This window comes from Phyllobacterium sp. OV277, assembly GCF_900104355.1.
In the GTDB taxonomy this organism is placed as follows: Bacteria; Pseudomonadota; Alphaproteobacteria; order Rhizobiales; family Rhizobiaceae; genus Phyllobacterium.
Genome location: NZ_FNIY01000002.1, coordinates 921,158 through 946,297, shown reverse-complemented (window position 1 = coordinate 946,297; position 25,140 = coordinate 921,158). Strand labels below are relative to the sequence as shown.

Genomic DNA, 25,140 nt, shown 5'->3' with positions numbered 1-25,140 from the left:
TCATATGGCGATTCATGGGTCAGGAGCATATTTATTTGCTGTTACAGCCGCTTTGTGATGCGTGTGACGTGGCCCATCTTGCGGCCCGGACGCGCTTCAGCCTTGCCATAGAGATGAACCACAGCTCCGCTTTCGGCAAGAATCGCCGGTAATTTCTCCACATCATCACCGATGAGATTTTCCATCACGCAATCGGAATGACGCCGCGTATCACCAAGCGGCAGCCCGGTAACTGCGCGGATATGCTGCTCGAATTGCGAGACCGCACAGGCGGCTTCGGTCCAGTGGCCGGAATTATGCACACGCGGCGCAAATTCATTGGCGAGCAGCGTTCCATTGGCCAGCACGAAGAATTCCATGCCGAGAACACCGACATAATTGAGCGCCTCCAGCAGCTTGCGCGCCGAATCGGCAGCAGTTCCCGCTATCGTGGATGAAACGGAAACAGGCACCGTTGAGGTCGCCAGAATACCGTCCTTGTGGACATTCTCCGCAATGTCATAAATGCGGATATTGCCAGCCTCGTCACGCGCCGCGATCACGGAAATCTCGCGGGTAAAATCGACAAGACCTTCCAGAATGGATGGTACGCTTCCGACAGCAGCAAAAGCGTTCTTGGCGCTTTCGCCCTTCGCACCGGAGAATTTGACCTGCCCCTTGCCGTCATAGCCGAAACGGCGGGTCTTGAGGATGCCCTTGCCCTCAAAGGCCAGAAGCGCCGCTTTCAGATCACCTTCATTCTCGACAATGCGCCATGGCGCTGTCTGGATACCCGCCGCGTTGAGAAAGCGCTTCTCGGTTACACGATCCTGCGAGACTTTCAGCGCTTCGGGTGGCGGAAATACCGGCTTGCTCTCATTCAGCGTTTCAGCCGAATCAACAGGCACGTTCTCGAACTCATAAGTGATGACATCACTCAGATCAGCCAGACGCTCCAGTGCGTTGGGATCATCATAGGCAGCGACAATCTGCTCATTGGCAACCTGTGCTGCCGGGCAATCCGCCTGCGGCTCCAGAATAACCGTGCGATAGCCCAGACGGGCCGCAGCCATGGCGAGCATACGGCCAAGCTGTCCACCGCCGATAATGCCGATAGTCGATCCTGCTGCAATCATCTTATGCCTCGTCAGACGGCCGTTCGGCGACCTTTGCACTCTGCGCCGTGCGCCAGTCGTCAAGCCTCTTTGCCAGCGCGGCGTCGTTCAGCGCGAGAACCGCAGCCGCCAAAAGCGCGGCATTGACAGCGCCTGCCCGGCCGATTGCCAAAGTGCCGACAGGAATGCCAGCTGGCATCTGAACGATGGAAAGAAGCGAGTCCTGTCCGGAAAGGGCTTTTGATTCCACTGGCACACCGAAAACCGGCAGCGGTGTCATGGAAGCAGCCATACCGGGAAGATGGGCAGCGCCGCCTGCTCCGGCAATCACAACCTTGAAACCTGCGTCGCGCGCGCCCTTGGCAAAGGTGACGAGCCGGTCTGGCGTGCGGTGGGCGGAAACAATGCGGTCGTCGTGAGAAATGCCGAGTGCATCAAGTGTCTCGGCGGCGTGGCGCATGGTCGCCCAATCGGACTGGCTACCCATGATGATTGCGACGTCAGCGCGTTTATCGGCCATTGAACATCCTCTGATCAGCGGAGTGTGCAGGAATTAGAGCAAAAGCAGAGGCGCCGCAAGTTATGCACGGCCCGCTTGTCTCAAGCTGTGGAATATTAGGCGATAATGTCCGGAATGATCTTGTCTTCAAGCTCGATGAGCTTGTCCTTGATGATCAGCTTCTTCTTTTTCATTCTCTGAACTCGAAGCTGGTCGCAACCAACCTGGATCATCGCTTGTATGGCGGCATCAAAATCCAGATGCTCCTGTTTCAATCGTGCGACTGCCAATCGAATGTCAGCCTGATCCTGGTCGGACATGCAGTGATTCCCGGTATTTTGTTATAGAAGAATCCAATGTCTGGTCCGGCGTTCGAGAATACCGGATCAGGACGTGGCCATATCATATTTTACATGACAAGAAAATCCTACGAAACAAATTCGACAATTGCTTAAAGTGGTGGCAGAGTGTCACGGCTCTGTCATAATCTCGCCTTTTGGCAAGCAGAGCATGGACGAGTAGGAAACCAACCAAGGGAGAAGCCGGATGGCCATTGAGTCTCATCTTGAAACGCTTGAACGTAAGCATGGTGCACTCGAGAAGGAAATCTCCGAAGCGCAGGCCAGCCCTGCCACTGACGATCTGAAAATTACCGATATGAAACGTCGTAAGCTCATGCTGAAAGAGCAAATCGAAAAACTGAGATTGACCGCCACACGTCACTGACCGCCTTTGGCTGACGTTAAAAAGAATTCCAGCCGGTTGCCGGAGAGGCAGCTGTGCAGGCACTAAAATCAAAACCCGGTCGCGAGACCGGGTTTTTTATTTGCCCTGCATGCGAATTCATTCGCTCCAGAACTGATCCAGCCACAAATTCAGGTGAACGAAGCCACTATCATCGACCGCATAGATCCGGCGCGTGCCTTCGGATTTAACCTTGACCAGCCTTGCGTCGAGCAGCGCCTTGAGATGCTGGGAAACAGCGGGGCGTGAGATGGGCAAACCAACCGCAAGTTCATTGACTGTCTTCGGCCCGCGCCGCAACTCTTCCAGCAGGTAGCGGCGGTTTGGATCAGAAATGGCTGCAAATGCATCTGTTTCGACCATACCGAATAGTCGTTTCAAATTGCTATCAATGTCAACGTATTTTGTACAAAAAACGACACCAAAACCTAGTCCGGCTGGGCTTCGGCGCGAGGATCAAGCTTGATACCTTCCGGCGTCGCCCGTTCCGACGGAACGGTCTGGAAATTGTCTCGCATGGCAATCGGCATGGCCGCGCGCATGCGTGAGCGGATGATCGCGTGGGTCATGATCGATACATGCGCCAGCGCCGTGATCGCAAACAGGCCCTCCGGCGCAATATATTCCATGGACCAGGCACCAAGGATCGGGCCGATCATCGTACCGAACCCGTAAAGAAGCAGCAGGCCGCCGGTTACCTTGACGAAATTCTGCGTGTCCGAATAGTCGTTCGCATGGGCCACGGCGACCGGATAAAGCGTATAGGCCAAGCCGCCATAGATGGCGGTCATGAACAGGATGACTGTCGCCTGACGCGAACCGATCAGGAAAATCAGCATACCGACAATGGCAGCGGCACCGGCAACGAAGGCCAGCACGTAGCGCCGGTCTGTGCGGTCAGACATGCGTCCCACAGGAATCTGCATCAATGCCCCCCCCATCACCGAGGCGCTCATCATCAGGGCAATCTCGGTCGTTGTAATACCTGTCGCCGCACCATAGACAGCGCCGAGCGTACCGAAGGCACCATTGGCAACGCCGATAAGGATACAGCCGACAAACGCCACCGGCGAATTGCGGTAAAGCGCTCGCAGATCAAGCTGCACTTCGGTCAATGGTTTGGGACTGCTGGCGGTGGAAATCGCCGTCGGAATGAGGGCCAGACAAAACAGAATACCCGATAGCATGAAGAAAGTGCCGTTGTGCACATCGCCAAAGCCGATCATCATCTGACCGGCGGTGATGGAAGCAAAATTCACCACCATATAAAGACCAAAAATCTGACCGCGATTGGCATTGGTTGCCCGCTCATTCAGCCAGCTTTCGATCACCATGTAAGCGCCGGCCATGGCAAAGCCGGTGAGCGCACGCAGGACAATCCATGCGGTGGGATGGACAAGTATGCCGGTGCTGAGGGCAACAATAGCGGCAATCGAGGCAAAGGCGCTGAATGCCCTGACATGCCCGACCCGGCGCACCAGACGCGGTGCAAGCAGACAGGCGGTGATAAACCCGCCAGCCCAGGCCGTGCCCAACAGACCGAGCGATGTGGTGGAAAAGCCTTCCGCCCCGCCGCGCAAGGGCAGCAAAAGCCCGTGCAGGCCTGACGCCATAACCAGAAACGACGTGCCACACAAAAGGGCAAAGACCTGTACGAACGAGCGGAACACAGCGATACCCCTATGCTTTGACAGAACCGGTAACAGTACCGATACAGGTTCATCTCAGTCAGCAATGCGGAGACATCATGACATCCGCATCATTTACGTTCCGTTTCAGCGAAAAAGTGCTTCGGCCGCCGTCTTGCTATCGCCCTTGCGGGCGCGCTCTTCCTCAAGCCGTGTGATTTCGGTGCGCAGGATGCCAATACGCTCGTCCAGTTCACCCACGGAAAGCAGGGAAAGCTCCTGCCCGATTTCGTGGGCAATCTTGCGTTTCGGTTCCTCATCGAAAAGTGACATAACATCCTCCACTTGTCGCTCTATGCTGAAAGGATACAGTCCCCCCGCTTCGAATTGCAAATCATTCAAGCGAATCAACTGAAGGAGTATTTCATGGCCAGCAAGATTCCGACGACGATGACCGCAATCGAGATTACCCAGCCGGGTGGTCCGCTGGTCCTCAAGCCGGGAAAGCGCGGCGTTCCGGAGGCGGGTCCGAACGAACTTCTGGTTCAGGTACACGCGGCTGGTGTCAACAGGCCAGATGTTTTGCAGCGGCAAGGTCATTACCCGCCGCCACCTGGTGCGTCGGATATCCCCGGCCTTGAGATTGCGGGCGAAGTGGTTGCTGTGGGCACTGGCGTTACCCGCTTTCGCATTGGCGACCGCGTGACAGCGCTGGTGGCGGGCGGTGGCTATGCCCAGTATTGCACGGTGCATGAAACCACGGCTCTGCCGATCCCTGCAGGATATGGCTTTATTGAAGCAGCGGCACTGCCCGAGACGTTCTTCACGGTCTGGCACAATGTTTTCGAGCGTGGTGGCCTCACGAGCGGCGAGACATTTCTCGTGCATGGCGGCACATCCGGTATTGGCACCACGGCGATCCAGCTTGCCAGCGCCTTTGGAGCCTATGTCATCACGACCGCAGGCTCCGACGACAAATGCGAGGCGTGTCTAAAGCTTGGTGCTGACAGAGCCGTCAACTACCGCACCCACGATTTTGTCGATGCGGTGAAACAAGCCACCGGCGGCAAGGGTGTCAACCTGACGCTTGATATGGTCGGAGGAGATTATGTCGAGCGCAATTATGACGCCGCTGCCATGGATGGACGCATTGTGCAGATCGCCCACCTCAATGGTGCAAAGGCCAATGCCGATGTTTCCAAGATAATGATCAAGCGGCTGACCCATACGGGATCAACTTTGCGTACCAGGCCAATCGAGTTCAAGGCGGCAATTGCCCGTGAACTGGAGCTGAAAGTCTGGCCGTTACTGGTAGAGCGCCGCGTCGCACCGGTTATCGACATGGTCTATCCCCTACACGAGGCGTGGCGTGCGCATGAACGCATGGAAGAGGGCCAGCATGTCGGCAAGATCATGCTGGATGTCGGCTGACACTCCAAACAAAAAGGGCCGCGCACAAGGCGCGGCCCTTTTAGGTTCTGACGTGGCAATTAGTTCGTGGCAGCGACCTTGCCGATGCCGAAGAACAGGGTTTCGCCGGATGAATTGTCGACGCCGTCATTGTCGGTGACCGCATAGCCATTGCCGTCGGCATCCACTGTAAAGCCTTCCAGCTTGTCGACCACAAAACCATTGGTGCTCTTGAGATCAGCGATGAAATCATGCGCCAGCTTCTTTTCCACGACCGGCAGCTTCTCGCCAATCTTCGCAGGCTTCAAACCTTCGAGCGCCACACGATAGAGCTTCTTGTTGGCAGCCTTGTCGCCAACAAGATTGTCGCGCTCGATGATGAAGAGCTGACCGTCATGGGCGGTGATTTCAGAAAGACCGACCCAACCGTCCTTGGTCTTGTCAAGCGGATAGGCAACAGCGCCCCAGCTCTTGTCCTTGATGTTGTAGCTCAGGAGTTTGACGAAGCCCTTTTCATCATCCTTCCATTCCCGCTGCACGGCCATCCACAACACCGTTGCGTCACCTTCGCCAACGCGGGTGATCCCCTCAAGACCAAAGCGGGTCTGATGCGGGAGCAATTCCTCGGGAAGTGCGATTTCCTTCTTGATCTCACCCTTCTCGTTCACGTTGAAAATGGCATGGGGGACCAGCTTGGACTGGTCGCCTTCATTGGCGAGCCAGTAGCCGCCAGCACCGTCAGTGGTGATGCCTTCAAGATCAAGCTTCTGTGCCGGTTGGCCACCGCGTGTCACCACCAGCGCATTGGTGATCTTTGCCGGGGTCTGCTTGGCATCGATCGTGTAAATGGTGGGCGCGGCGGAATAGAACGAGTCCGATACGGCATAAAGCTTGCCCGGCTCCTTCAAATCGGCAACCAGACCCGACAATGCACCCCAGCCGAGCGGCGTGCCATCATCCTTCGATTTGGACACGATCTTTGGATAGGACGGCTGCTGATCTTTCAACTCATAGACCATGACGTGAGAACGCGCACCGCCATCCTCGACCAGATCTGCTTCATTGGCTGTCACGAACAGGTTGCGCGATGGAATGGCAAGAATACCTTCCGGAGCAACGCCCGACGGCAGCAGCTGTACAAATTCCGGCTCCTTGCCGGTGTCCTTGTAAACGCCAACGACAGAAGCGCGCTCGCTGGCGATGAACAGATAGTTCACATCGCCGAACTTGGCGACTTCAGCGCCTTCAAGTTCAACGCCCTTCTTGTTGCGCTTATCGGGATAATGACCAGCTTCGGCAATCTTGTGCTCAAGCGACGGGCCAGATTCATAGAGAAGCTTGCCGTCCTTGGAAAAGATCGTGAAGCTGCGCGAACCGCCCTTGTAGTCACCTTCATTGGCGATGACGATCCGGTCATTATCGAGCCATTTAACAGTATCCGGCTCACGCAGCACACCCTTCATGCTGCCATCGAACTTCAGGACGCCGTCGTTCTTGACGTCAATCTTGTCGAGATCAACAGTACCCGCCGAGAAATGCGATGTAATCTTGCCGCTTGCCGCATCGATAATTGCGATGTGGTTGTTTTCCTGCAGCGTAACGGCGATCTGGTTCTCCTTGTTGATGGACACGAACTCAGGCTCGGCATCATCAGGGGCAATTTCGGACAGACCTGTCAGCGTCACGCTTTTCATGCTGGCACAGTCAGGGGCGCCATCCTTCAGCGCAAAAATCTTGAGATCGCCTGAGGGAAGCTGCGGTATTTCACCGTCATTCAGTTTTTCATCGCGCTCATTTTCAATGGCGATGGCAGCGAATGTCTTGTCGGGCGAAACGGCGACCGAATCCGGCTGGCCGCCAAGCTCACAACTTGCCTGCACCTTGCGTGAAGCGAGATCGATCACATCGAGCCGGCCTGAGGGATTCTTGTGGTCCTTCGAGGTATTGACCGCAGCCAATACCTTGCCACCGGCAACGGCAACAGATGTGGGCTCGCCTTCAACCTTGATCAGGCCGCCAGCCTTCGGCTTGGCCGCATCGGTGATATCGACAAAGCCGATCGCGCCATAAGGGCTATCGGAATAAATAAGCGTCTTGCCGTCTTCCGACGCCGTGATGATCTCGGAGGATGTTGCCTTCGATTTGTCTGCATCTTTTGGCAGATTATCTGCAACGGGAAAGCTGGCGATGCGGTTGAAAACCGGTTCAGCGGCGGCGGGCAGAGCAACGGATGCGGCCAGAGCGGTCCACAGCCCGAAGCAAAGGAATTTGTGCGACATGGGTTGAATCTCCTCTTTTTTATCAGGGATGAGTCACCCGGTTGCATTGCAGTGCAATGACAGTTTCGTGACAGTTCGATGAAACCGGCAACGGCATTGGGACGTAACGAAAACCGATTCTTGCCGAACGGGGAATTTAAGGCTATATAACGCCTCGAATTCCCGGAAATTGTGGTTGAACCCACGTCCCGCCTCACCGGAGCGGACGAACGAGAGGACTATATTCAATGGCCACCCAGCTTCTCATGCCAAAGGCAACGGCCGTCTGGCTTGTCGACAACACCGCTCTGTCCTTTGACCAGATCGCAGGCTTCTGCAAACTGCACCCGCTTGAGGTGAAAGCTATTGCGGACGGTGAATCGGCGCAGGGCATCAAGGGGCTGGACCCGCTGATCACAGGTCAGTTGTCGCGCGAGGAAATCGCCAAGGGCGAAGCCGATATCAATCACAAGTTGAAGATTCTTGAGCCGAAAGTACGTGTGCCGGAAGCCAAGCGTAAGGGCCCGCGCTACACACCGCTATCCAAGCGTCAGGATCGCCCGAACGCTATTCTTTGGCTGGTGCGCAACCATCCGGAACTGAAAGATGCGCAGATTTCGCGCCTCATCGGCACGACGAAATCGACCATCGAACAGATCCGCAACCGCACCCACTGGAACTCGAACAATCTTCAGCCAATGGACCCGGTAACCCTTGGCCTGTGCTCGCAGATCGATCTCGACCTCGAGGTCGAGCGTTCTTCACGCAACCGTCCAGTCCAGCCAGGCGAAGGCGGCGACACGTTGCTGCCAGCCTCCGCTACGGAAAATCTGGATATCCAGCCAGTCGTCCGTGAAGAGGACGAAGAGCTTGATGCGGACAAGGTTTTCGCCAAGCTGTCTTCGCTCAAGGGCCGCAATGCGGACGAAGACGAAGAAGAATAAGCATCACGATTGCCTTGACGGGCAGTTCCGAAATCAGGAAAGCTCCGCCTCTGGTGGAGCTTTTTTGTTTTGGAGGGAATGGTTTTGCTGCCGATATTCGAGACCGAACGCCTTTTCCTGCGCCCGCGCACCATGGCCGATCTTGAGGCCAGCATGGCGATGGACCGCGACCCGGAAGTGACAAAATACGTACCGGGGCCTTGGCATGATCAGGAAGAACACCGTCGTTTCGTCACATCCCGTATTGAGACAAATTTCGGCTTCGGTTTGGGCTATTGGTCCATTTTTGCGAAACAACAGCCAGAACTGTTTTTAGGATGGGTTCTGCTCATTCCTGATGATGCCGTGGGACCGGATATCGAAATCGGTTGGCGGCTCAATCGCCACGCATGGGGCAAGGGCTATGCGACCGAAGCGGCACGGCCTCTCATTCTTCATGCATTTAACACCGTGGGTATCGATCGCATCATCGCCGAGATTCATCCTGAGAATGCGGCATCGATCCATGTCGCACAAAAGATCGGGTTCAAAGCCGAGCAGGATGGTGTTCCATACAAACGTTTTGTCATGACCCAAGAGGATATGACGCCTTAAGACGCCTTCTTCGCATCAGGCGCTTCACTCAATTCCACACGGCGGTAGAAATCGGCCAGCGTCTTGCCGCGCTCCTGACGGAAAATGCGCAATGCTTTGTCAGCCTTGGATATCCGGTCGATACGGAATGTCCTGAAATCATTGCGCAGCTCGCACCAGCTGATAACAGTCCAGACCTTGCCCCAGAACCACAGGCCAAGCGGACGGATATCGCGCAGGCTTTCCTTGCCATCAAGGTCCTTATAGGTGATCGACAGCACCTGACATTGGTCCGCAGCGTTTTCAGCCAGATCGATCATCGCCCGGTCATGGCTGCTGATATTGGTGCTGGACGAATGGATATGCGTGTTGGCGATGCGCGGGCGGTCATCCTTGGGCAGGACTGCGCCAATCTTGATGATGGCTTCCTCAGCGGCACGCGCCATGGAAGCACCGCCCCAAGCTGTAATCAGCCGCGCTCCGGCAACCAGCGCCACCACCTCATCACGGGTAAACATCAGTGGAGGCAGGTCAAAACCCTCGCGCAGGATGTAACCGACGCCTGCCTCCCCGTCGATTGGTACGCCTGTTGATTGCAGGTCGGCGATATCGCGGTAGATGGTACGCTCGGAAACTTCGAGCTTTTCCGCCAGCTGGCGCGCGGTGACAAGGCGTCCGCCGCGGAGTTTCTGCACAATCTGAAAGAGACGGTCTGCTCGTCGCATGTCACTATTCCTTCAGGCCTTCATTGAGGCGCTGTTCGGTTACAAATGTTCTTCGGCAGTCAACCCGCTGCCTGATACTCGCGTGCGATAAAGCTGCGCATTTCGGCAATCTGCCCAGCCTGCTCAGGCAGAACCGCTTCAAGAAACTCTGTGGCAAATGTGCCGGGAGCCGAGCCGGCAGCACTGACAATATGCGCGTCACGCACCGCATGGGGCACATCCTGATAGAGAGAAGAGCCCGCATATTCGCCCATGACCGACTGTATCCAGCCAGCCCCATTGCTGGTGTGTTTGCGGCCCTCGAAAAGACCAGCGCGTGCCAGAGCCAGCGTGCCGCCGCAAATGCCCCCAACAATTCCGCCGCCTGACAAAACCGACTTCAAAAGCGGTGCAATGTCAGGAGCGTCTTCTGACGGCCATGTGTTGGCACCGATGACGGCAACCGCATCCAGATCGGTATTATCCTGCGGCTCAAGCCCGCGATCCGGCACAAGATGCAAGCCGCCAATGGATTTCAGTGGACCTGATGTCGGAGCCAAGGCAATTATCCGCGCACCAAACCATTCGACAGCCGAGCCCGCCAACAAGCCGAATTCCCAATCAGCAAACTGATCGATGAATACGAGGCCGATTGTCTTTTTCTGGTCCATGGCAGATGCTCCCTTTGGCTTCAATAATTAGTATTCTAGCGTCAAATGACCGTTCTGGCTTGTTTTTCTGCCTCTATGCGGCGTTGGACGCTGCAGGCGATCGGAACGGCGAATCGCGCTGGCATTGTCATTGCCAGCTGCGATGTCCTTCACCGAATTGCGCATCGCAAGACGTTCCGCATAGGCATCGGGCCAGCCAATGTCTTTCAGCAGATAGTCAGGAAGATTGTTGATGGCGCGTTCAGTCCGCATTTCCTCGCGTGTGTGCGTGTATCCTGTCCACAGACGCTTCACCGTATTGACGATGCCGAAATCAATCATATTCATGTCCGTGTCTCCTTTGCTTACGAAGACACTATCGCATACCCCTCCTGACAACCTTCTGTCAGGAGCCTGTCAGCAGGGAGCGAAAAATAACACCTATGATTTGACGGGAACCGTGTAATTGAGAGGCAATCGCCCGCCATCGGCATAAATGGTCTGGCCGGTGATATAGCTGGCATCGTCGGACGCCAGAAACGCGGCAATGGCAGCAATTTCCGATGGTTCCCCAATCCGGCCAAGCGGAGTGCGGGAAAGCATGCGCTGCTTCGAAGCCGCATCGGAATTCACAGCCTCCAGCATATCCGTATTGATCGAACCGGGGCCAATGGCATTGACCCTGATCCCGTGGGTGGCGAGCGACACGGCCATAACCCGTGTCAATTGGTTCACACCGCCCTTGGAGATGGAATAGGGCACCTGATTGGGCAGGCCAAACAGGGCATTGATCGAAGAGAGATTGATGATTGCGCCGGGCGACCCCCCCTTCTGCACCTTGTCCACCATGTGACGGCCTATCGCCTGCCCACACAGGAACGACCCTTTCAGGTTGATGCGCAGAACCCGGTCAAAATCCTCTTCCTTGAGATCGAGGAATTCGGCCTTGTGAACAATACCCGCATTGTTGACGAGAACATCGATATCGCCAAATGCATCAAGGGTCGCTGCTACCAGATTATGCACATCAAGTTTGCTGCTGACATCCGTAGAAGTGAAGCGCACCTTGCCAAAACCGCTGAGATCCTTGACCGCCGCAAGCCCGCGTTCATCATTGCTGTCGGCAATCATCACGCTCGCGCCATCCTGCAGAAAGCGCCGGACAATGGCATTGCCGATACCCTGAGCACCGCCGGTAACAATCGCGATCTTGCCATCCAAAGCCATATTCGATTCTCCTGATCGGGAATCGAACCTTAACTCTCACGCCCCGGGGGTCAACCGGCGGGAACGCCAATACCCCTTGCATTCAGCACCGCCTTGATCTCGTCAAGAATGGCAGGGTCATCGATGGTCGCCGGCATGTTCCACGGCTCCTGATCGGCGATCTTCTGCATTGTGCCGCGCAGGATCTTGCCGGAGCGCGTCTTGGGCAGGCGCTTGGCAGTAACCGTGATCTTGAAGGCGGCAACCGGCCCGATCCTGTCACGGATAAGCGCCACGCAATCCTTCTCAATGTCTTCGGCCGCTCGGGTAACGCCGGATTTAAGCACGATGAAACCGCAAGGTACCTGCCCTTTGAGATGATCGGCAATCCCTATAACAGCACATTCGGCCACATCGGGATGACTCGACAAGACTTCTTCCATAGAGCCCGTGGAGAGGCGATGGCCCGCAACGTTGATGATATCGTCGGTGCGGCTCATGATGTAGATATAGCCTTCCTCGTCGATGATCCCGGCATCAGCAGTTTTGTAGTAGCCGGGGAATTCCGCCATATAGGCATCGCGAAACCGTTGATCGGCCTTCCATAATGTCGGCAGGCACGCTGGCGGTAGCGGCAGCTTGACGACGATATTGCCAAGTTCGCCCCGCTTTACCGGATGTCCGGCATCGTCAAGCACCTGCACGTCATAACCGGGCATCGGCACTGTCGGCGAGCCGTATTTGACAGGAAGCATGCCAAGGCCTGCGGGATTAGCGGCCATCGGCCAGCCGCTCTCCGTCTGCCACCAATGGTCGATGACGGGAACGCCGAGCTTTTCCTCGGCCCATTTGATCGTGTCCGTATCCGCCCGCTCGCCCGCCAGAAACAGATATTTGAGCGAGGAGAGATCATATTTGCCGATGAATTCGCCCTTCGGATCTTCCTTCTTGATGGCGCGGAAAGCCGTTGGCGCCGTAAACAGCACCTTGACCTTATGGTCTGAGATCACCCGCCAGAATGTTCCGGCATCGGGTGTTCCCACCGGCTTGCCTTCGAAGAGCACGCTTGTTGCGCCTATGAACAGCGGTGCATAGGTTATGTATGAGTGACCCACGGCCCAGCCGATATCGGAAGCGGCCCAGAATACCTCGCCAGCATAGGTGTCATAGATCGCCCCCATCGACCAAGTCAGTGCCACCAGATGCCCGCCATTATCGCGCACCACGCCCTTTGGCTGACCCGTTGTGCCTGAAGTGTAGAGAATATAGAGCGGATCGGTTGCCTTTACAGCCGCACAGGGCACCTTCCGGTCTTTCGCCGCGCTTACTGCTTGCGCATAGTCGAAATCGCGCCCCTGCACCAGCTCATGCGGCTGCTGCGGGCGCACGAGAATGAGGCAGGAACTGACCTTGTGCGCCGCCTCGTCAATGGCCTTGTCGAGCATCGGTTTATAGGCCACCACCCGGCCAGGCTCCAGACCGCAGGAAGTGGCGATAATCATCACGGGCTTCGCATCATCAATCCGCGTTGCCAGCTCATGGGCGGCAAAGCCGCCAAATACGACGGAATGAACAGCGCCGATCCGCGCACAGGCAAGCATCGCCACCACAGCCTCGGGAACCATGGCCATATAGATGATAACGCGGTCGCCTTTTCCGACACCTCTGTCGATCAACACCGCTGCCAGCGCATTCACCTCATCGAGCAGCGCCGCATAGGTGATCTTGCGGCCTGTGCCGGTTATCGCGCTGTCATAGATCAGGGCGATCTGATCAGCCCGTCCGCGCTCCACATGGCGGTCAACGGCGTTATAGCAGGTGTTGCATTCAGCGCCCGGATACCAGCGCCCATAGGGCTCCTGTGTGGCATCAAACACCTGTTCCCATGGCCGCATCCAGTCAATAGCCTGAGCAGCCCCGGCCCAAAATCCCTCCGGATCGGATTGCCAATCCCGATAGACCTGCGCGTAACGTGATGTCATAAATATCCTCCCAGATACCGCACCTTCCTCAATGTATGCGGCAGAGTCAAAGGCCTATTTGACAATTGGCAGGGGATCGCACACTTGTCGAATCCCACTTCATCCGTTCCGATCAGGCTGCAGGCTTTTTAACGACGATGCTCAAGATTTTGCCCCTGCTGCTGATTCTCCTGATGGCATTGCATCTCATCAAGCCACTGGGCTGGCCGGGGATGAAAAAGCGTGGGGATTTCTGGAAAATCGCCGCTGGAGCCATTTTTGCCATGCTGATCATCGTGATTGCCAGCCATAGCGGGTTGTGAGTCGGATGGATGGGTGGATTGTAGGGAGTCAAGTTCTGCAACGTTGGTGACTGTCGTTGCATCCCCCCAAGTCCCTCATGGTTGTTATGCCCGACAGGGCAGAGGGGGGTGGGGTGCAATCGCTCTGCTGAATCAATCGAACAGCAGAAACCTCAGCCCGATGCCCTCTCACCATTTGTCAAATTAAGCACATAGGGCACGAGGTGTTTTGCCCAGGCATCATAGCCAAGCGCCGAAGCGTGAAAACCATCACTGGAGAAGCCTTCAGGCCCTTCCACCGGGAGGCGTGTTGCCGGTATTGCCATCCGTTCCCGGCAAAGCCGTTCGCCCATGGCGTTGATCGCACTTGCACGCCCTTCCAGAATGCGCCCGAGCAGCGGCGGCATGGCAGGCACATCACGAAAATCGATAACTGGTGACCAGACAATCGATGTCTCAGGCCACTTTGCCTTGAGCGCATAGAGCAGCCCGCCGAATTCCTTCTTGAAACGGGAAACCGAATGGAAATTCTTGGTATCATTCGAGCCGGTTGTCAGCACGATATGGGTCCACATGCCCCGTTCGATATTGGGCACCACATGATCACGCAACTGGCCTGATGTAGCCGAATTGAACCCGGCAGCACGCCAGATGATCTTGCGACCAGTGCGCCCCTGCAAATGCACGGCGAGCCGCACACAAAGGCTTTGCCAGACATCACTTACACCCACACCAGCAGCCGAGGAATCACCCAGCACCAGCAGGCGGATTGCCGGTTCCTTGCCTGCAATTCCACCAACCGGAAATGCACCCGGCGGCACCATGCGTTCCGTATTCAGGCGTACCGCTATTCCCTGCCACGCATAGACGGGAAACAGCAGCCAGCTGACAAGGGGATGGAAAGCCGATGGTTTGGTCAAACGTGCCTCATAAACATAAAAAAGCCCGGACCTGATTCCGGCCCGGGCTCTATGAGAGACGCTTTTAGATAAAAAACGCTTAAGCGGCCTTTTCCAGGTCCTTTTTCCAGCCGCCTGTTGCGGCAAGGCTGTTCATTTTGGCGCGGTGCGCAAAAGCGCGCTGACCGGCTGCAACATTCTCCGACTTGCCGTTCCAGGCGCTCAGAGCCGCGGCCTGCAAAGCGCGACCATAGGAGAAAGTCAGCTTCCATGGCAGGTCGTGAGCAGCATTCATCGCCGAGAGATGCGCCGTTGCTTCTTCATCCGATTGGCCACCGGAGAGAAACGCAATGCCGGGTATCGCAGCAGGAACCGTTGACTTCAACAGACGAACCGTCTGCTCGGCAACCTGTTCGACCGAAGCCTTGCGGGCATTCTTGCCATCGATGACCATGTTTGGCTTGAGGATCATGCCTTCAAGCACAACGCGGGCATCATAAAGCTCAGTGAAAACGGTCTTCAGAACCCATTCGGTCACATCGTAGCAGCGCTCAATCGAATGCGTGCCGGGCTTGCCGTCCATCAGCACCTCAGGCTCGACGATCGGCACAATACCAGCTTCCTGACAAAGAGCGGCATAACGGGCCAAAGCCTGCGCATTTTGCTTCACAGCGCCCCAAGTTGGCAAATTATCGGAAATATTGATAACGCCGCGCCATTTGGCAAAGCGCGCACCAAGCTTGTGATATTCGGCCAACCGGTCGCGCAGGCCATCGAGGCCTTCGGTGATCGTCTCACCAGCAAAACCGGCGAGATCCTTGGCACCCGCGTCAACCTTGATACCCGGAATGCTGCCCGCAGCTTTCAGGAGCTGCACGAAAGGTGTGCCATCCTTGGCATTCTGACGGAGGGTTTCATCATAGAGAATGACGCCGGAGATGTAATTCTTCATGGCATCATCGGAGCGGAACAGCATTTCGCGATAGTCGCGGCGGCTATCGGCTGTCGATTCAAGCCCGATTGTATCGAACCGCTTCTTGATCGTTGCGGTGCTTTCATCCGCAGCAAGCAGGCCTTTGCCGTTGGCAACCATTGCAATTGCGATATCTTCCAGGCGTTCGCTCATAGATCATGCACTCCGTTTTTCGTTGTCTGGCCCATACCAGAAGCTCATATCAAACGGAATGGCAGTTCAAGCCTTTGAAACGATTGAAATTTTTTCAACCGATTTAACAGGATAACATTTTCTGTTCTTCGTTAATCCGGGGCCTGTTTAAAGACCCCGGATCAGCTTGAATGCGCCATTAACGCTTGAGTACATCAACACCCGGAAGCGGCTTGCCTTCCATCCATTCAAGAAAAGCGCCGCCTGCGGTCGAAATATAGGTCATATCATCGGCAACGCCCGCATGGTTGAGCGCGGCAACGGTGTCACCACCACCCGCAACCGAAACGAGATGGCCTGTTTTTGTCCGTTCTGCCACATGCCGGGCCGCCGCAACGGTTGCCTTGTCAAAAGGTGTCAGCTCAAAAGCACCAAGCGGGCCGTTCCAGACGAGTGTTGCCGCATCATCAATCGCACCTTTGATGCGCTCGATCGATTGAGGCCCCACATCGAGGATCATGCCATCCTCCGGGATTGCATCCAGACCATAGGCGTGGGACGGCGCATTGGCTTCAAAATGCCAGGCAACAACGGCATCTACAGGCAGAATAATGGTGCAGTTGGCGGCCTGCGCCTTGGCCATAATTTCGCGAGCGGTGTCGGCAAGATCATGCTCGCACAGCGATTTGCCAACCTTGACGCCCTGTGCCGCCAGAAATGTATTGGCCATGCCGCCGCCAATCACAAGCGCATCAACCTTCTGCACCAGATTGCCGAGAAGATCGAGCTTGGATGAAACTTTTGCACCGCCGACAACAGCAACAACCGGACGCTTCGGATTGCCAAGACCACTTTCCAGCGCTTCAAGTTCCGCCTGCATGGTGCGGCCCGCATAAGCAGGCAAGACATGCGCCAGACCTTCAGTCGAGGCGTGGGCGCGGTGGGCTGCCGAAAACGCGTCATTGACGTAAATATCGCCATTGGCCGCAAGCGCCTTGACGTAAACAGGATCGTTCTTTTCTTCGCCCTTGTGGAAGCGGGTGTTCTCAAGCAGCAGGATATCGCCGTCATTGAGTTTGGCGACGGCTTCAGCGGCCTTTTCGCCAATGCTATCCTCGGCAAAATGCACATTCTGGCCGAGGACCTTGGCAACCGCATGGGAAATTGGCTTCAGGGTAAATTCCGGCGTCGGGCCATCTTTCGGGCGACCGAAATGCGCAAGCAGGATGACCTTGGCGCCCTTCTTCGACAATTCGAGAATGGTGGGAGCAACACGCTCGATCCGGGTGGCATCCGTTACATGGCCATTGGCAACCGGCACGTTGAGGTCAACACGCAGAAGAACGCGCTTTCCCTTAACATCGGCATCATCGAGAGTCTTGAAAGCTGGCATGGTCATCATCCCTGTCTGGATCGGAGACTATCCGGTCACTTGCAGACCGAACACTCCCGTTATCATAAGCAAAAACAAAAATGGCGGGTGTTGTCGACCCGCCATTTTGCAACATATCAGGCCTCAGTCACTCAGATGACCTTGCTGAACGCGACGGCCGTGTCAGCCATCCGGTTCGAGAAGCCCCATTCATTGTCGTACCACGACAGGACGCGAACGAAGGTTCCGTCCATGACCTTGGTCTGGTCGAGATGGAATATGGAGGAATGCGGATCATGGTTGAAGTCGATGGAGACATTAGGCGCATCCGTATAACCAAGAATGCCCTTCAGCTTGCCATTGGCAGCGGTCTTGATCGCATCATTGATCTCGGCAACCGTTGTCGCACGCTTGGCAACAAACTTGAAATCCACAACCGAGACGTTCGGGGTTGGAACGCGGATCGAGCTGCCGTCAAGCTTGCCATTGAGTTCTGGTAGAACAAGGCCAACGGCCTTGGCAGCGCCTGTTGAAGTCGGGATCATCGACAAAGCCGCAGCACGGCCGCGATAAAGATCCTTGTGCATGGTGTCGAGCGTCGGCTGGTCACCGGTATAGCTGTGGATCGTGGTCATGAAACCATGATCGATGCCGACGGCTTCGTTGAGCACAAAGGCAACCGGCGCAAGGCAGTTGGTGGTGCAGGAAGCATTGGAAATAACCAGATGGTCCTTGGTCAGCTTGTGATCGTTCACGCCGAACACGACAGTCAGATCAGCACCATCAGCGGGAGCCGAGACGATAACGCGCTTGGCACCGGCTTCGAGGTGAGCCGCAGCCTTGTCGCGGGCCGTGAAGATGCCGGTGCATTCAAGCGCGATATCAACATCAAGCTCTTTCCAAGGCAATTCTGCCGGGTTGCGCACCGCAGTTACCTTGATCGGACCCTGACCAACATCGATGGTGTCGCCGGATACCGTAACAGTACCGGGGAAGCGGCCATGGACGGAGTCATAGCGCATCAAATGCGCATTGGTTTCGACTGGACCCAGATCATTGATGCCGACGACTTTAATGTCAGTGCGGCCGGACTCGATAATAGCGCGAAGAACATTGCGGCCAATGCGGCCAAACCCGTTGATTGCAACGCGAACAGTCATTTTTTAGTTTCTCCTTGGGGGTTGAGGGTCAAGACCCTGGGCGCCCTTGCTTAAGCGGTAAACCGCCGATTATTTCAACTTGCCTTCTGCCGCCGAAACGATGGCTTCCGCTGTAATGCCGAAATGCGGGTAAAGCTCTTCAATCGGGCCGCTGGCACCAAAGCCGGTCATGCCGACAAAGATGCCGTCAACGCCGATGAAACGGTCCCAGCCGAGGCGAATTGCAGCTTCCACCGCAACCTTGACTGGCGCATCACCAAGCAGGGCACGCTTGTAGTCTTCGCTCTGCTGTTCGAAAAGCTCGAAGCAGGGCACGGATACAACGCGGGCCGGATGGCCGTTCGCTTCCAGCTGTGCACGGGCGGCGAGAGCGATCTCGACTTCCGAACCGGTCGCAAAAATCGTCACTTCCGCCTTGCCGCTTGCTGCAGCGAGTTCATAGGCACCATAGGCGCACTTGTTCTCATCCACATGCACGGTGCGGACTGTCGGCAGGTTCTGACGTGTAAGCGCCAGTGTCGACGGTGTCTTGCGCGACTCCAGTGCCAACTGCCAGCACTCGGCGGTTTCGACGGCATCGGCCGGACGGAACACGTAATTGTTCGGAATGGCACGCAGTGCAGCCAGATGTTCAACCGGCTGGTGCGTCGGGCCATCTTCACCCAGACCGATGGAATCATGTGTCATCACATAGATGACCCGGATGCCCATCAGGCTCGAAAGACGCATCGCACCGCGCGCATAATCCGAGAAGGTAAGGAACGTGCCTGAGTAGGGAATGAGACCGCCATGCAGCGCGATACCGTTCATGGCAGCTGCCATGCCGTGCTCACGGATGCCGTAGTGCACATAGCGCTGACCATAATCCTCAGGGCTGATGTTCTGCGTCTGGCTGGTCTTGGTGTTGTTGGAACCGGTCAAATCCGCGGAGCCGCCAATGGTTTCCGGGACCACGGCATTGATGACCTCAAGCGCCATTTCCGATGATTTGCGGGTCGCAACCTTCGGCTTGTCTTCGGAAAGCTTCTTCTTGTAGGCAATGATAGTGGCATCAAAATTACCGGGCAGATCGCCGCGCATGCGACGGTCGAACTCCGCGCGGATTTCCGCATCGGCGGCGGCCAGGCGCTTGTTCCATGCTGTATGTTCCCCAGCGGAACGCAGGCCGGAAAGACGCCACGTATCAAGAATATCGGCAGGGACTACGAAGGGCTCGGATGTCCAGCCCAGTGCCTTGCGGGCACCGGCGAGTTCTTCCGCACCCAGCGGCGAACCATGGACCTTGTTGGTGCCAGCCTTGGTCGGCGCACCGAAACCGATTGTTGTCTTGCAGGCAATCAGCGTTGGTTTGTCTGATTTGTGGGCCTTCTCAATCGCAGCAGCGATTGCATCCTGATCATGGCCATCGACATTGATGGAATTCCAGCCGGATGCTTCAACACGGGCGCACTGGTCCGTATTGTCAGCGAGCGACACGGGACCGTCGATGGAAATGTTGTTGTGATCCCAGAAAACAATGAGCTTGTTCAGCTTCAGATGCCCGGCAAGCGCGATAGCTTCCTGGCTGATGCCTTCCATGAGGCAACCGTCACCCACGATCACATAGGTATGGTGGTTTACCAGATCATCGCCGTACTCAGCGTTCAGGACGCGCTCGGAAAGCGCCATACCGACAGAATTGGCCAGACCCTGGCCGAGCGGGCCTGTTGTGGTTTCGATACCGGCGGCGTGGCCATATTCCGGATGGCCAGCTGTGCGCGAGCCAAGCTGGCGGAAATTCTTGATCTGGTCGATGGTGATATCTTCGTAACCGGAAAGATAGAGCACCGAATAAAGCAGCATCGAGCCGTGCCCTGCGGAAAGGACAAAGCGATCACGGTCAGGCCAATGCGGCGCTTTCGGATCGTGCTTGAGGAAACGGGTATAGAGAACGGTCGCAATATCGGCTGCGCCCATGGGAAGGCCGGGATGGCCGGAATTGGCCTTCTCCACTGCATCCGCCGACAGAAAGCGGATTGCATTGGCCATTTGGTTCGATTTATCAGAATTGGTCATGTGTACCGTCTTTCGAAGAGGATAGGAAATGCCGTTTCTGGACGCCGGTTCAGACAAAATCCAAAAGGCACGCGACACATAGCAGGTGTCATGAGGGAGTCAATAAAACCTAAGGCAAAATGGCGCTTTCGAAAAGCGGGCTCTTTCGTCGCACAGGCTATCCTTAGCTGTATTATCAGTGCATGACTGGACTGTGACAACGCGGATTGATTGACGCGACGTTGATGTGCCCTCTAGACTTCCACGCATAAGTTGTTCTTCTTTTTGCGATTCGCGACAAAGAGCGACACACAGGGGAAACGCGAAAATGGCACAGGAAGCCACCCTCAAACAGGTTCTGGAAAGACTGGCAAAAGCCTTGGCTCACCTCGAGGACGCAGTTGATATGCGCCTTGAGCAGGAAGGTGATTTTGCCGAAGCCGAGGAAGAAGTCCAGCGCATGAACATGGACCGGCGAAAGCTGGCACAGGAGCTGGACGCATCGGAAGGACGTGCGGAACGTCTGGAAGCGGCAAACAAGGAAGTCTCTCGCCGTCTCGTAACGGCGATGGAATCCATTCGCACCGTACTGGACCGGTAGTATCGACATCAGTTGAAAGAGACGACCATGGCCACTGTAACAGTTACGATTGACGGCAAAGCGTACCGGATGGCCTGTGACGAAGGCCAGGAGCAACACCTGACCGGCCTTGCCGAACGATTTGACCGCTACGTAACGCACCTTAAATCGTCGTTCGGCGAAATTGGTGATCTGCGCCTGACTGTCATGGCCGGTATTATGATCACGGACGAATTGCATGAATTGCAGATGCGCGTGAAAGGCCTTGAAAACGAAGCCGATGCCCTGCGTAAGAGTCGTGACGAAGCTCTGCAAAAAGCAGATAAGAACGACACGGCCATAACAGGTGTTCTTTCCGAGGTCACAACCCGTATTGAGAATCTCGCCGCAAAGATTGCGCCAAAAGCCAATTAAGATCGTTAGGTAACGAAGCGAGAGCAGCCCTTGGTGCTCTAGCCTCCGATTTCCTCGCGCAGCATTTCGAGTTCCAGCCACTCTTCCTCGAAACGTTCGAGGTCATGCCGCTTTTTGCCAATCTCCTCGACTGTCTTGTTGAAAAGCTGCGGGTTCTTGGCAAAAAGATTGGGATCAGCGAGCTTCGCCTCAAGCTTGTGGATGTCGGCGTGCAACACCTCCATCTTGCCCGGCAGATTCTCCAGCGCAAATTTCTGCTTGTAGGAAAGCTTGCGCTTTTCCTCGCGCTGCGCCGCTGGCTTTTCGCTGGATGCATCAGCGGACGTCTGCGGCTTGGCGGTCTTGAGTTCCTTGCGGGTTGCCAGTGCCGCTTCCTTGCGTTGTGCCAGCATATCCGTATAGCCACCCGCATATTCCAGCCAGCGGCCGTCACCCTCGGGTGCGATGACTGACGTTACGGTACGATCAAGGAAATCGCGATCATGGCTGACCAGCAGCACCGTTCCGGCAAAACCGGAAACCAGTTCCTGCAGGAGATCAAGCGTTTCCATATCGAGATCGTTGGTTGGCTCGTCGAGCACCAGCAGATTGGCCGGACGGGCGAGGACGCGCGCCAGCATCAGGCGCGCCCTTTCACCACCGGAGAGTTCGCGGATCGGCGTGCGCAGCTGTTCCGGTTGGAACAGGAAATCCTTCATATAGGACGCGACGTGACGCTGCTCGCCATTGACAATGACATTCTCACCGCGACCGTCAGTCAGATAGTCGGAAAGCGTCTGCTCAAGGTTGAGACTGTCGCGCTTCTGATCGAGCACCGCGATTTCAAGATTGGTGCCAAGACGGGTAAAACCGCTATCGGGTGCCAGCAAACCCGTCAGCATGGAGAGAAGCGTGGTCTTGCCGACACCGTTCGGGCCGACAAAGCCGACACAGTTGCCGCGCTGGATGCGGGTGGAGAAATCTTTGACGAGCACACGCTCGCCATAAGCCTTGACCAGATGTTCCGCCTCGATAACCAGCTTGCCGGATTCCTTGCTGTCGCTGGCTTTGAGAACCGCCGTTCCCTGCGCGCGCCGATGATTGCGGAATTCGCCGCGCATGGTGTGCAGCTCGCCGAGGCGGCGCATGTTGCGTTTGCGCCGTGCCGTAACGCCGTATCGTAACCAATGTTCTTCGCGCACAATCTGGCGGCCAAGCTTGTGCAGATCGCGCTCTTCTTCCTCAAGCACCTTGTCGCGCCATTCTTCGAAAGCGCCAAAGCCCTGATCAAGCCGTTTCGTAACGCCGCGATCAAGCCAAACCGTCGCGCGGCTGATGTTTTCGAGAAAGCGTCGGTCGTGGGAGATGACCACGATACTGGAGCGGATCTGCCTAAGCTCACCTTCCAGCCATTCAATGGTTGTCAAATCCAGATGGTTGGTGGGCTCATCGAGAAGCAGGATATCCGGCTGCGGTGCCAGAACCTTGGCCAATGCCGCACGGCGCGCCTCACCGCCCGACAGATTGTCAGGTTTTTCCTCTCCGGTCAGACCGAGATGTTCGAGAATATAGCTGACACGATAAAGATCATCCGCCGGTCCAAGACCTGCTTCGACATAATCGCGGACATTGGCGAAGCCCTCCATATCGGGCGCCTGTGCCAGATAGCGAACCGTCACACCAGGGTGGCGGAACACTTCGCCGTCGGTTGGCGCAATAAAGCCTGCCGCGATCTTCAGCAGCGTTGACTTGCCCGAACCATTGCGGCCAACAAGGGCGATACGGTCGCCCTCGCTGACGGAGATAGCCGCATCGGTCAAAAGCGGTGTGCCGCCAAACGTCAATGCAATCCGGTCAAGACGAAGAAGTGGAGGAGCCATGGAGTTTTTCAGTTCTGGAAAATGAGCGCTATTGCCTGACATCAGTGCCGACGGGCGCTTGTCGGCGAGATTGGCGCCGCTGTCAAATATCTTTACCATATAAAACAGAACAGGCCGGAAATCCGGCCTGTCTGCATTCATCATTCAGCAACGTGCTGTTTAGTAGCCGCCGCCATTGTTATAACCGCCATAGCCTGCGCCACGACCGCCATTGCCTTCACAGGGAGCATTATAAATGCTGCCATCGGGCCGCTGATAACGGCAAAGGTTCTGGTTGCCATTACCGCTGCCGCTCGGTGTTGTTGCAGTACCAACAGCTGCACCCAGAAGCGCGCCGCCGGCCGCACCAATCACCGTGCTCTTGGTATTATGTCCGAGTGCCTGTCCGGCAAGTGCACCAACACCGCCGCCAATCAGCGCACCCGTCCCGGCACGCTGGTTCTGTTCGCTCGTTTCGCAGCCAGCCAACGACATGGCCAGAAGCGCTGAAACCGCAATCGCGGCTAAACGAAAACCCATTGTAAATCCTCTCAACATGAATATAGCGGGCAAACCTTGAAGCCCTAATGCGGCAGAAGAAAGATCGGCTTGAGCAGGCTGCATGGCCCACAAACAGAAACAGGCCGGTTTCCCGGCCTGTCCTGTATTCCCTGATGGGGAAGAATTAGTAACCGCGGCAAGGTGCGCGATAGCGCTCGCCATAGCGGTTTTCATACGTGCAATAACGACGACCACCACCATCATTGTTGGCTGTTGCGGCACCAACGGCGACGCCGCCAACACCACCGATAGCTGCACCAGCGAGCGCACCACGGCCACCACCGATTGCACCACCGGCCAATGCACCAAGGGCTGCACCGCCAACACCATAACCTGCAGCGCGCTGCTCACCAGTTGTACAACCGGCCACTGAAAGTGCCAGAACGGCTGCAACTGCTACTGTCGACAAACTTTTCAACATGGAAGACCTCTCCCGTTTTAAAACTAAACCTACCAGCTTGCGTCCCCAATGCTGTACCGCAAGAATTGCATTTTCCGCTTTGTTTTACAAGCGTTGGGCAATTTTACGGCGCCGCAATCAGAACTGCATTGCCTGAACGAAGCGATACGTGGAGATTTCCACACACGGCATTCGACACTGTAAGCGATGAACCGAAAGAAAGTTCCATATTTTCCAGCGGCCATCGCGCACCACGGATAAATAATCCACGCAGGGACGTAAATGCAACAATGCTGAACACAGTTCCATCAGCAAAATCGAACGAATATTCCCCTGCAACCAGAGGGTGTGCTTCTTCGGTCCCGCTCGACAGGATAATCTTTCGGCCTTCCGCAGCATAGCGGGTCGCCATGGTCAGGTGCAGCAGCGTATGATCTGTGCGTTCACCACCAAAAGCGCCGCAGAGAATCACTTCCGTCGCCCCCAGCCGATAGGCTTCGTTGAGCGCCAGTTCGCCGTCGGTCATGTCTTTGGCCGCGGGAAATACCGAACGTGGTATGTGGGCATAGCGTTCTGCCAACTCAGGCGATGTCGAATCGAAATCGCCCAGCCACAGTTCCGGTTCAAGGCCCAGCGCGCCCGCATGAACTATCCCGCCATCGGCGGCAAGAACACGCGCTCCCGCCACGAGACGCCGAAGACGATCGGTAACGTGAAGCGTGCCACCAAGGAGAAGAACGAATTTGCTCATGCACCGGCCATAGCATGGCAAAAGCCGGTCGCACAGGGCTTGCTGAAGCGGTT

Annotated in this window: 28 protein-coding genes; 7 read left to right on the top strand and 21 right to left on the bottom strand. The window is 56.1% G+C overall.

All coding sequences use genetic code 11. The features are described from left to right. Positions 1–41: 41 nt before the first annotated feature. The 3 genes from BLU05_RS10625 to BLU05_RS10615 form a co-directional block, all read right to left on the bottom strand. A complete protein-coding gene (locus tag BLU05_RS10625; protein ID WP_091879799.1) occupies positions 42–1,115 on the bottom strand; it encodes a 5-(carboxyamino)imidazole ribonucleotide synthase in 1,074 nt (357 codons plus the stop codon). A 1-nt stretch (position 1,116) separates the two neighbouring features. Next, the gene (gene purE, locus BLU05_RS10620) at positions 1,117–1,614 is read right to left on the bottom strand and encodes a 5-(carboxyamino)imidazole ribonucleotide mutase (protein WP_091879797.1); all 498 of its coding nucleotides are present in this window, start codon (positions 1,612–1,614) and stop codon (positions 1,117–1,119) included. Positions 1,615–1,709: 95 nt separating this feature from the next. Beyond that, the gene (locus BLU05_RS10615; RefSeq protein ID WP_091879795.1) at positions 1,710–1,913 is read right to left on the bottom strand and encodes a YdcH family protein; all 204 of its coding nucleotides are present in this window, start codon (positions 1,911–1,913) and stop codon (positions 1,710–1,712) included. Between the two features lie 226 nt (positions 1,914–2,139). Between BLU05_RS10615 and BLU05_RS10610 the strand changes: the two genes are divergently transcribed. Beyond that, the gene (locus BLU05_RS10610) at positions 2,140–2,319 is read left to right on the top strand and encodes a YdcH family protein (RefSeq protein ID WP_091879794.1); all 180 of its coding nucleotides are present in this window, start codon (positions 2,140–2,142) and stop codon (positions 2,317–2,319) included. 117 nt (positions 2,320–2,436) lie between these two features. Here the strand turns inward: BLU05_RS10610 and BLU05_RS10605 are convergent, their stop codons facing one another. The 3 genes from BLU05_RS10605 to BLU05_RS10595 form a co-directional block, all read right to left on the bottom strand. Further along, on the bottom strand, positions 2,437–2,700 hold the full coding sequence (locus BLU05_RS10605) for an ArsR/SmtB family transcription factor (RefSeq protein WP_091879792.1): 264 nt from the start codon (positions 2,698–2,700) through the stop codon (positions 2,437–2,439). A gap of 65 nt (positions 2,701–2,765) precedes the next feature. Next, positions 2,766–4,007: an MFS transporter gene (locus BLU05_RS10600; protein WP_091879791.1), complete on the bottom strand. Its 1,242-nt coding sequence runs from the start codon at positions 4,005–4,007 to the stop codon at positions 2,766–2,768. Between the two features lie 105 nt (positions 4,008–4,112). Then, positions 4,113–4,298, bottom strand: a complete 186-nt coding sequence (locus tag BLU05_RS10595; protein WP_091879790.1) for a DUF1192 domain-containing protein — start codon at positions 4,296–4,298, stop codon at positions 4,113–4,115. A gap of 93 nt (positions 4,299–4,391) precedes the next feature. On the opposite strand from BLU05_RS10595, the gene BLU05_RS10590 reads away from it, so the two are divergent. After that, complete coding sequence (locus BLU05_RS10590) at positions 4,392–5,396, top strand: NAD(P)H-quinone oxidoreductase (protein WP_091879788.1); 1,005 nt, start codon at positions 4,392–4,394, stop codon at positions 5,394–5,396. A 59-nt stretch (positions 5,397–5,455) separates the two neighbouring features. Here the strand turns inward: BLU05_RS10590 and BLU05_RS10585 are convergent, their stop codons facing one another. Continuing rightward, a complete protein-coding gene (locus tag BLU05_RS10585; RefSeq protein ID WP_091879787.1) occupies positions 5,456–7,654 on the bottom strand; it encodes an esterase-like activity of phytase family protein in 2,199 nt (732 codons plus the stop codon). Positions 7,655–7,881: 227 nt separating this feature from the next. On the opposite strand from BLU05_RS10585, the gene BLU05_RS10580 reads away from it, so the two are divergent. Both BLU05_RS10580 and BLU05_RS10575 read left to right on the top strand, forming a co-directional pair. Then, complete coding sequence (locus BLU05_RS10580) at positions 7,882–8,577, top strand: DUF1013 domain-containing protein (RefSeq protein WP_091879786.1); 696 nt, start codon at positions 7,882–7,884, stop codon at positions 8,575–8,577. Between the two features lie 78 nt (positions 8,578–8,655). Continuing rightward, entirely contained in the window at positions 8,656–9,171 is a 516-nt protein-coding gene (locus tag BLU05_RS10575) for a GNAT family N-acetyltransferase (protein ID WP_175540564.1), read from the top strand. Here the strand turns inward: BLU05_RS10575 and BLU05_RS10570 are convergent. The 5 genes from BLU05_RS10570 to BLU05_RS10550 form a co-directional block, all read right to left on the bottom strand. Further along, positions 9,168–9,875, bottom strand: a complete 708-nt coding sequence (locus BLU05_RS10570; RefSeq protein WP_091879784.1) for a helix-turn-helix transcriptional regulator — start codon at positions 9,873–9,875, stop codon at positions 9,168–9,170. The two genes, BLU05_RS10575 and BLU05_RS10570, sit on opposite strands and share 4 nt — an antisense overlap. A 59-nt stretch (positions 9,876–9,934) precedes the next feature. Further along, positions 9,935–10,525 carry a DJ-1/PfpI family protein gene (locus tag BLU05_RS10565; RefSeq protein ID WP_091879783.1) on the bottom strand — a complete coding sequence of 197 codons (591 nt, stop codon included), beginning with the start codon at positions 10,523–10,525 and terminating at the stop codon, positions 9,935–9,937. A 27-nt stretch (positions 10,526–10,552) separates the two neighbouring features. Then, positions 10,553–10,852 carry a DUF1127 domain-containing protein gene (locus tag BLU05_RS10560; RefSeq protein WP_091879781.1) on the bottom strand — a complete coding sequence of 100 codons (300 nt, stop codon included), beginning with the start codon at positions 10,850–10,852 and terminating at the stop codon, positions 10,553–10,555. Between the two features lie 93 nt (positions 10,853–10,945). Next, entirely contained in the window at positions 10,946–11,731 is a 786-nt protein-coding gene (locus tag BLU05_RS10555; protein WP_091879780.1) for an SDR family NAD(P)-dependent oxidoreductase, read from the bottom strand. Positions 11,732–11,781: 50 nt separating this feature from the next. Continuing rightward, positions 11,782–13,692, bottom strand: coding sequence for a propionyl-CoA synthetase (locus BLU05_RS10550; RefSeq protein WP_091879778.1), 1,911 nt, complete (start codon positions 13,690–13,692; stop codon positions 11,782–11,784). Between the two features lie 65 nt (positions 13,693–13,757). Here BLU05_RS10550 and BLU05_RS10545 point away from each other — a divergent pair, with 65 nt between their 5' ends. Next, a complete protein-coding gene (locus tag BLU05_RS10545) occupies positions 13,758–13,994 on the top strand; it encodes a hypothetical protein (RefSeq protein ID WP_091879777.1) in 237 nt (78 codons plus the stop codon). 152 nt (positions 13,995–14,146) lie between these two features. Here BLU05_RS10545 and BLU05_RS10540 read toward each other — a convergent pair whose 3' ends face one another. From BLU05_RS10540 to tkt, 5 genes are all read right to left on the bottom strand, one after another. Beyond that, the gene (locus tag BLU05_RS10540) at positions 14,147–14,893 is read right to left on the bottom strand and encodes an SGNH/GDSL hydrolase family protein (protein WP_091879775.1); all 747 of its coding nucleotides are present in this window, start codon (positions 14,891–14,893) and stop codon (positions 14,147–14,149) included. Between the two features lie 79 nt (positions 14,894–14,972). Continuing rightward, positions 14,973–15,998 (bottom strand): class I fructose-bisphosphate aldolase, encoded by a 1,026-nt coding sequence (locus BLU05_RS10535; protein WP_091879774.1) that lies wholly within the window; start codon positions 15,996–15,998, stop codon positions 14,973–14,975. Positions 15,999–16,176: 178 nt separating this feature from the next. Continuing rightward, positions 16,177–17,370, bottom strand: a complete 1,194-nt coding sequence (locus tag BLU05_RS10530; RefSeq protein ID WP_091880247.1) for a phosphoglycerate kinase — start codon at positions 17,368–17,370, stop codon at positions 16,177–16,179. 131 nt (positions 17,371–17,501) lie between these two features. After that, positions 17,502–18,509 carry a type I glyceraldehyde-3-phosphate dehydrogenase gene (gene gap / locus BLU05_RS10525; RefSeq protein WP_091879772.1) on the bottom strand — a complete coding sequence of 336 codons (1,008 nt, stop codon included), beginning with the start codon at positions 18,507–18,509 and terminating at the stop codon, positions 17,502–17,504. A gap of 69 nt (positions 18,510–18,578) precedes the next feature. Then, positions 18,579–20,564, bottom strand: a complete 1,986-nt coding sequence (gene tkt / locus BLU05_RS10520) for a transketolase (protein WP_091879771.1) — start codon at positions 20,562–20,564, stop codon at positions 18,579–18,581. 307 nt (positions 20,565–20,871) lie between these two features. On the opposite strand from tkt, the gene BLU05_RS10515 reads away from it, so the two are divergent. Both BLU05_RS10515 and BLU05_RS10510 read left to right on the top strand, forming a co-directional pair. After that, the gene (locus BLU05_RS10515; protein ID WP_091879769.1) at positions 20,872–21,144 is read left to right on the top strand and encodes a DUF4164 domain-containing protein; all 273 of its coding nucleotides are present in this window, start codon (positions 20,872–20,874) and stop codon (positions 21,142–21,144) included. Between the two features lie 27 nt (positions 21,145–21,171). Continuing rightward, positions 21,172–21,537: a cell division protein ZapA gene (locus BLU05_RS10510; RefSeq protein WP_091879767.1), complete on the top strand. Its 366-nt coding sequence runs from the start codon at positions 21,172–21,174 to the stop codon at positions 21,535–21,537. A 38-nt stretch (positions 21,538–21,575) separates the two neighbouring features. On the opposite strand, the gene BLU05_RS10505 is transcribed toward BLU05_RS10510, so the two are convergent. The 4 genes from BLU05_RS10505 to BLU05_RS10490 all read right to left on the bottom strand — a co-directional run bounded on the left by BLU05_RS10505 (position 21,576) and on the right by BLU05_RS10490 (position 25,087). Beyond that, positions 21,576–23,396 carry an ABC-F family ATP-binding cassette domain-containing protein gene (locus BLU05_RS10505; protein WP_091880245.1) on the bottom strand — a complete coding sequence of 607 codons (1,821 nt, stop codon included), beginning with the start codon at positions 23,394–23,396 and terminating at the stop codon, positions 21,576–21,578. A gap of 159 nt (positions 23,397–23,555) precedes the next feature. Continuing rightward, positions 23,556–23,915 carry a YMGG-like glycine zipper-containing protein gene (locus tag BLU05_RS10500; protein ID WP_091879765.1) on the bottom strand — a complete coding sequence of 120 codons (360 nt, stop codon included), beginning with the start codon at positions 23,913–23,915 and terminating at the stop codon, positions 23,556–23,558. 145 nt (positions 23,916–24,060) lie between these two features. Then, complete coding sequence (locus BLU05_RS10495; protein ID WP_091879763.1) at positions 24,061–24,357, bottom strand: hypothetical protein; 297 nt, start codon at positions 24,355–24,357, stop codon at positions 24,061–24,063. A gap of 103 nt (positions 24,358–24,460) precedes the next feature. Next, on the bottom strand, positions 24,461–25,087 hold the full coding sequence (locus tag BLU05_RS10490; RefSeq protein ID WP_091879762.1) for a thiamine diphosphokinase: 627 nt from the start codon (positions 25,085–25,087) through the stop codon (positions 24,461–24,463). Positions 25,088–25,140: the final 53 nt, after the last annotated feature.

What these genes read in the sequence shown, in the direction of transcription:
- BLU05_RS10570 (WP_091879784.1), bottom strand. Translation starts at nt 9,875, where the DNA reads ATGCGACGAGCAGACCGTCTCTTTCAGATTGTGCAGAAACTCCGCGGC.
- BLU05_RS10610 (WP_091879794.1), top strand. Translation starts at nt 2,140, where the DNA reads ATGGCCATTGAGTCTCATCTTGAAACGCTTGAACGTAAGCATGGTGCA.
- BLU05_RS10500 (WP_091879765.1), bottom strand. Translation starts at nt 23,915, where the DNA reads ATGGGTTTTCGTTTAGCCGCGATTGCGGTTTCAGCGCTTCTGGCCATG.
- tkt (WP_091879771.1), bottom strand. Translation starts at nt 20,564, where the DNA reads ATGACCAATTCTGATAAATCGAACCAAATGGCCAATGCAATCCGCTTT.
- BLU05_RS10535 (WP_091879774.1), bottom strand. Translation starts at nt 15,998, where the DNA reads ATGAGCGAACGCCTGGAAGATATCGCAATTGCAATGGTTGCCAACGGC.
- BLU05_RS10495 (WP_091879763.1), bottom strand. Translation starts at nt 24,357, where the DNA reads ATGTTGAAAAGTTTGTCGACAGTAGCAGTTGCAGCCGTTCTGGCACTT.
- BLU05_RS10615 (WP_091879795.1), bottom strand. Translation starts at nt 1,913, where the DNA reads ATGTCCGACCAGGATCAGGCTGACATTCGATTGGCAGTCGCACGATTG.
- BLU05_RS10560 (WP_091879781.1), bottom strand. Translation starts at nt 10,852, where the DNA reads ATGAATATGATTGATTTCGGCATCGTCAATACGGTGAAGCGTCTGTGG.
- BLU05_RS10510 (WP_091879767.1), top strand. Translation starts at nt 21,172, where the DNA reads ATGGCCACTGTAACAGTTACGATTGACGGCAAAGCGTACCGGATGGCC.
- BLU05_RS10530 (WP_091880247.1), bottom strand. Translation starts at nt 17,370, where the DNA reads ATGCCAGCTTTCAAGACTCTCGATGATGCCGATGTTAAGGGAAAGCGC.
- BLU05_RS10575 (WP_175540564.1), top strand. Translation starts at nt 8,656, where the DNA reads ATGGTTTTGCTGCCGATATTCGAGACCGAACGCCTTTTCCTGCGCCCG.
- BLU05_RS10625 (WP_091879799.1), bottom strand. Translation starts at nt 1,115, where the DNA reads ATGATTGCAGCAGGATCGACTATCGGCATTATCGGCGGTGGACAGCTT.
- BLU05_RS10515 (WP_091879769.1), top strand. Translation starts at nt 20,872, where the DNA reads ATGGCACAGGAAGCCACCCTCAAACAGGTTCTGGAAAGACTGGCAAAA.
- BLU05_RS10565 (WP_091879783.1), bottom strand. Translation starts at nt 10,525, where the DNA reads ATGGACCAGAAAAAGACAATCGGCCTCGTATTCATCGATCAGTTTGCT.
- BLU05_RS10590 (WP_091879788.1), top strand. Translation starts at nt 4,392, where the DNA reads ATGGCCAGCAAGATTCCGACGACGATGACCGCAATCGAGATTACCCAG.
- BLU05_RS10595 (WP_091879790.1), bottom strand. Translation starts at nt 4,298, where the DNA reads ATGTCACTTTTCGATGAGGAACCGAAACGCAAGATTGCCCACGAAATC.
- BLU05_RS10605 (WP_091879792.1), bottom strand. Translation starts at nt 2,700, where the DNA reads ATGGTCGAAACAGATGCATTTGCAGCCATTTCTGATCCAAACCGCCGC.
- BLU05_RS10550 (WP_091879778.1), bottom strand. Translation starts at nt 13,692, where the DNA reads ATGACATCACGTTACGCGCAGGTCTATCGGGATTGGCAATCCGATCCG.
- BLU05_RS10585 (WP_091879787.1), bottom strand. Translation starts at nt 7,654, where the DNA reads ATGTCGCACAAATTCCTTTGCTTCGGGCTGTGGACCGCTCTGGCCGCA.
- BLU05_RS10555 (WP_091879780.1), bottom strand. Translation starts at nt 11,731, where the DNA reads ATGGCTTTGGATGGCAAGATCGCGATTGTTACCGGCGGTGCTCAGGGT.
- BLU05_RS10505 (WP_091880245.1), bottom strand. Translation starts at nt 23,396, where the DNA reads ATGGCTCCTCCACTTCTTCGTCTTGACCGGATTGCATTGACGTTTGGC.
- purE (WP_091879797.1), bottom strand. Translation starts at nt 1,614, where the DNA reads ATGGCCGATAAACGCGCTGACGTCGCAATCATCATGGGTAGCCAGTCC.
- gap (WP_091879772.1), bottom strand. Translation starts at nt 18,509, where the DNA reads ATGACTGTTCGCGTTGCAATCAACGGGTTTGGCCGCATTGGCCGCAAT.
- BLU05_RS10580 (WP_091879786.1), top strand. Translation starts at nt 7,882, where the DNA reads ATGGCCACCCAGCTTCTCATGCCAAAGGCAACGGCCGTCTGGCTTGTC.
- BLU05_RS10490 (WP_091879762.1), bottom strand. Translation starts at nt 25,087, where the DNA reads ATGAGCAAATTCGTTCTTCTCCTTGGTGGCACGCTTCACGTTACCGAT.